This window comes from Vibrio sp. SG41-7 (assembly GCF_014164465.1).
GTDB lineage: Bacteria > Pseudomonadota > Gammaproteobacteria > Enterobacterales > Vibrionaceae > Vibrio > Vibrio splendidus.
Genome location: NZ_JACJFF010000222.1, coordinates 1 through 3,714 on the forward strand (window position 1 = coordinate 1; position 3,714 = coordinate 3,714).

Sequence of the window (3,714 nt, forward strand, 5' to 3'; positions counted from 1 at the left end):
TATTTAGAAAATCAGAGGGTAACTTGTCTGTACCAAGAAAGATGAACCAAGCCGCATGGAATAAAGATTACAGGGAAAAAGTTCTTTTTACATCAGATTAACAAAGTATATTCGCGCCCTTGTACTTGTGGTCTTTCTATGGAAAGTATTCATTAAGTATCGCACTATGTATACGATACAGAGTCAGATTTAAGTTTTGAGATAAGTTGCAGTTATTGAAACCTACTCACCTCCATGATAGAAATAATTAGCCCACGTTTATTCAAAATAAATGTGCTGTGCTTGCCACTCTACTTTTTCAACATTATCAGACAAAAGATGCTTAGCTACAGTAAAAGCAAACTCAAAGCTTACGCCAAGACCTTTACCACTAATGAACTTTCGATCAACAACCACTTTCTTATCTTGGAAACAACCATCAGTAAATTTCTTTTCCAGTCCACCACCGGTCGTGTAGTTTCGTCCATTAAGAAGGTGATTAGCGGCTAGTACCTTAGCTCCAGATGAACATAACGCACATATGTATTTGTCTTTCTCTATATGATGCTTTAGAAAATCAATAACCATCGAATTTGCAGATAAGTTATCCGTTCCTTTAGGCCCTCCAGGCATCATAACTGCATCATAGAGAACATCTTTTTTGTCTTTTAGCGTATAATCCGCAGATATTCGTGTTTCAAAATAGGTTTTTAACGCCGTCGTTTCCATGCAAGAGAGCACATCAACTTTGATATCTAAGCGACGCATTATGTCGATAAAAACAATCGCTTCTCCCTCTTCAAAACCATCTGCAAGCAATACCCCTACGTGCTTTGTCATTTGATTATTTTCCATCTTCATTACCCATCACTAAAGAACAAGTTTCACGTACATTTTTAGCAATAATGTCCCAATCATGATTTCGAACCGCTTCAGTTGGAGCAATCCATGTACCACCACAAGCAATAACTTGAGGAATGGCTAAGTAACTAAGTAGATTATTTGGATTCACTCCACCCGTAGGCATGAGCTGAATATTTCCATAAGGTCCCGTTAATGACTTCAACATATTCAAACCGCCTGAAGCTTCTGCAGGGAAGAACTTTAATGCAGATAACCCCATCTCTAATGCTTGTTCTACTAAGCTTGGACTATTAACCCCTGGAATGATTTTAATATCATTATCTAAACAATATTGAACGGTATTTGGATTAAATCCTGGACTAACCACAAAATCAGCACCGGCTTCTGTTGCCAGCTGCGCTTGTTCTTTGGTTAATACGGTTCCTGCACATAACACTATATCTGGATACGCTTGACGAATACAACGAATTGACTCTTCTGCCGCTTCAGTTCTAAAGGTAATTTCAGCAGCAGGTAATCCATTTTCAACTAACACTTTAGCTAACGGCACTGCATCTTCTGCATTCTCAATTTGAATCACAGGCATAACACGAAGTGCTCTTAACGTTTCTATCCATAAATTATTTTTCATTAATCTGTCCCATATCTGTAATTAGTGTTTGTAAGTAGTCCATAGGAATAATGGCTCCTTTGTGCTGAATGACTTGAGATGCAAGGCGATTACCCCAAACGCAGCTTTCAGCCATGGACGCACCTTGACTGTATGCCGCAATATAAGCCGCATTAAATGAATCCCCAGCAGCTGTCGTATCAACAAGCTTATCGACTGACTCCCCATCAACATAGCCGGATTTTCCCTCAAGAGTTGACCACATCGCACCTTTAGCGCCGAGCTTCACGACCAAATGCCCCACCCCTAGTGCATGCAGTCGATCCGCGACTTCTTTTTCTAGCATATTCGGTTTATCAAGGAGTAATTCTTCATCATCTCCTGTCACTAAAGCGATATCACTTAATCGGTATAAATTATCTAACCAAAACTTTGCATCCAGATTATTTTTCCATAATCTTGGACGATAATTAGAATCCGTAATAATCGTTGCACCATGTTTTTTTAATGTCGCTAATACGTCGAATAAAATTTCACGGTCATGAGTCGGTAAAATAGCCAATGAAATACCAGATAAATAGATAATGTCTGCATCCATAATTTTGGCGATATTAGGCATAAATAAAAGGTGCTGACACATATACTTTGCAGCCGAATTGTCTCGCCAATAATGAAAACCACGTTCACCTTCATCATCAATATTTATGCTATATAGACCGGGGAGGCGCTCTTGATCTCGCAATACCAGCGAACAATCTATATTTTCTTTTTCCCACGCTTTTAGCATCAAGGAACTGTACTGATCTTGACCTAACGCCGTTAGATAATAAGGGGAAACATGTGGAAGTAAGCGAGAGAGGTAAACCGCAGTATTAAGCGTATCACCACCAAAAGATTGAGTTTGTGTAGAGAACGTATTCCCACTGAGTTCAATCATGCATTCGCCAATAATGGCAATTTTCGTCTTTTTCATACAATAACCTAAAAAAAAGCCGCATTGATTCAATTAGAGGGTTTGATTAAATCAATGCGGCAAAACCATATAAGGCTAAAATGGAACAAAACTCGTATTACAGCTTCCCTTCACTGCCACACACTCGAATTTTATCTTGAACGACTTTTTTCATAGCTTCTTTACCCGGGATAATGTAATGACGAGGATCATTCGCCCCCGGGTTTTCGATAAAGTAAGATTTCACCGCATCTGAAAAAGCAATTTTTAGCTCTGTCGCCACATTTACTTTAGTAATACCTAATTCAATACAACGACGTACATCTTCATCGGGCACATCTGATGCACCATGTAATACTAAAGGTACGCCAGTTTTACCGCGAATAATTCCTAGTCGGTCAAAATCTAAACACGGTTTTTCTTTATACAATCCATGTGCGGTACCGATAGCAATAGCGAGGGAATCAATACCCGTCGCTTTAATAAATTCAACCGCTGCGTCTGGGTCTGTATACATTGCATCTTTTTCATCAACAATTAAATCGTCTTCCTGTCCACCTAAACGACCTAATTCAGCTTCTACTGAACAGTCCCAACGATGACAAAATTGAACTACTTTACGAACGAGATCGATGTTCTTATCAAAGCTTAAATGAGAACCATCAATCATTGCTGATTTAATCCCTGCTTCTACTTTTTTCTGAATATCAGAATACGATTCATGGTGATCTAAATGCAGTGCAATAGGCATGTGGTAACGTTTTGCGGCTTCTTTACAAATACCGATTAGGTAATCAGTTCCGGCATAAGAAAATGTTCCGGGAGTACCAGCAAGAATAACTGGTGTTTGCATTTCTGCAGCAGTTTCAACAACGACCTGAGCCGTTTCTAAATTATGGATATTAAATGCAGGAACGGCATAACCACCCAACTGCGCTTTGTGGAGCATTTCACGGGATGATACAAGAAACATAATAACCTCAAGTTAAATTCTTCGTTTACTTTCGTTGTTATATTATTCGAAAGAAAACATAAATAAGATGAGCAAGATCACAGAATGAAAAATTAACGAAAGCAAATGAAAGCAAATGAAAGCAATTAGGTAAGATTAAATCCCATAACATGCGCAAAATGAACTTTCGAAACCTTTCATTGCTTGTTATGTTAATCTTTATGCATAAAAAGGGCGTTGTTGCCTAAATCAGTTGAACCTTTTCCAAGATCTGCGATCTGATCCTTTGCGATGATTAGAACGGTGGTGACATGGGCAAAGCGAAAAAGAAGATTACTAACTGGGCGGAATACAATA

Annotated in this window: 4 protein-coding genes; all 4 read right to left on the minus strand. The window is 38.7% G+C overall.

The genetic code is table 11. The features are described 5' to 3' along the window. Positions 1–258: 258 nt before the first annotated feature. A complete protein-coding gene (locus H5300_RS25870) occupies positions 259–834 on the minus strand; it encodes a DJ-1/PfpI family protein (protein ID WP_220503585.1) in 576 nt (191 codons plus the stop codon). Next, positions 824–1,474 (minus strand): bifunctional 4-hydroxy-2-oxoglutarate aldolase/2-dehydro-3-deoxy-phosphogluconate aldolase, encoded by a 651-nt coding sequence (locus H5300_RS25875; RefSeq protein ID WP_182797276.1) that lies wholly within the window; start codon positions 1,472–1,474, stop codon positions 824–826. The genes H5300_RS25870 and H5300_RS25875 overlap by 11 nt, the downstream gene beginning before the upstream one ends. Continuing rightward, the gene (locus H5300_RS25880) at positions 1,464–2,426 is read right to left on the minus strand and encodes a sugar kinase (RefSeq protein ID WP_182797277.1); all 963 of its coding nucleotides are present in this window, start codon (positions 2,424–2,426) and stop codon (positions 1,464–1,466) included. The genes H5300_RS25875 and H5300_RS25880 overlap by 11 nt, the downstream gene beginning before the upstream one ends. 97 nt (positions 2,427–2,523) lie before the next feature. After that, positions 2,524–3,378, minus strand: coding sequence for a tagatose bisphosphate family class II aldolase (locus H5300_RS25885; protein ID WP_182797278.1), 855 nt, complete (start codon positions 3,376–3,378; stop codon positions 2,524–2,526). Positions 3,379–3,714 lie beyond the last annotated feature (336 nt).

Coding starts and splice junctions, on each gene's coding strand:
- H5300_RS25870 (WP_220503585.1), bottom strand. CDS start 834: ATGGAAAATAATCAAATGACAAAGCACGTAGGGGTATTGCTTGCAGAT.
- H5300_RS25880 (WP_182797277.1), bottom strand. CDS start 2,426: ATGAAAAAGACGAAAATTGCCATTATTGGCGAATGCATGATTGAACTC.
- H5300_RS25885 (WP_182797278.1), bottom strand. CDS start 3,378: ATGTTTCTTGTATCATCCCGTGAAATGCTCCACAAAGCGCAGTTGGGT.
- H5300_RS25875 (WP_182797276.1), bottom strand. CDS start 1,474: ATGAAAAATAATTTATGGATAGAAACGTTAAGAGCACTTCGTGTTATG.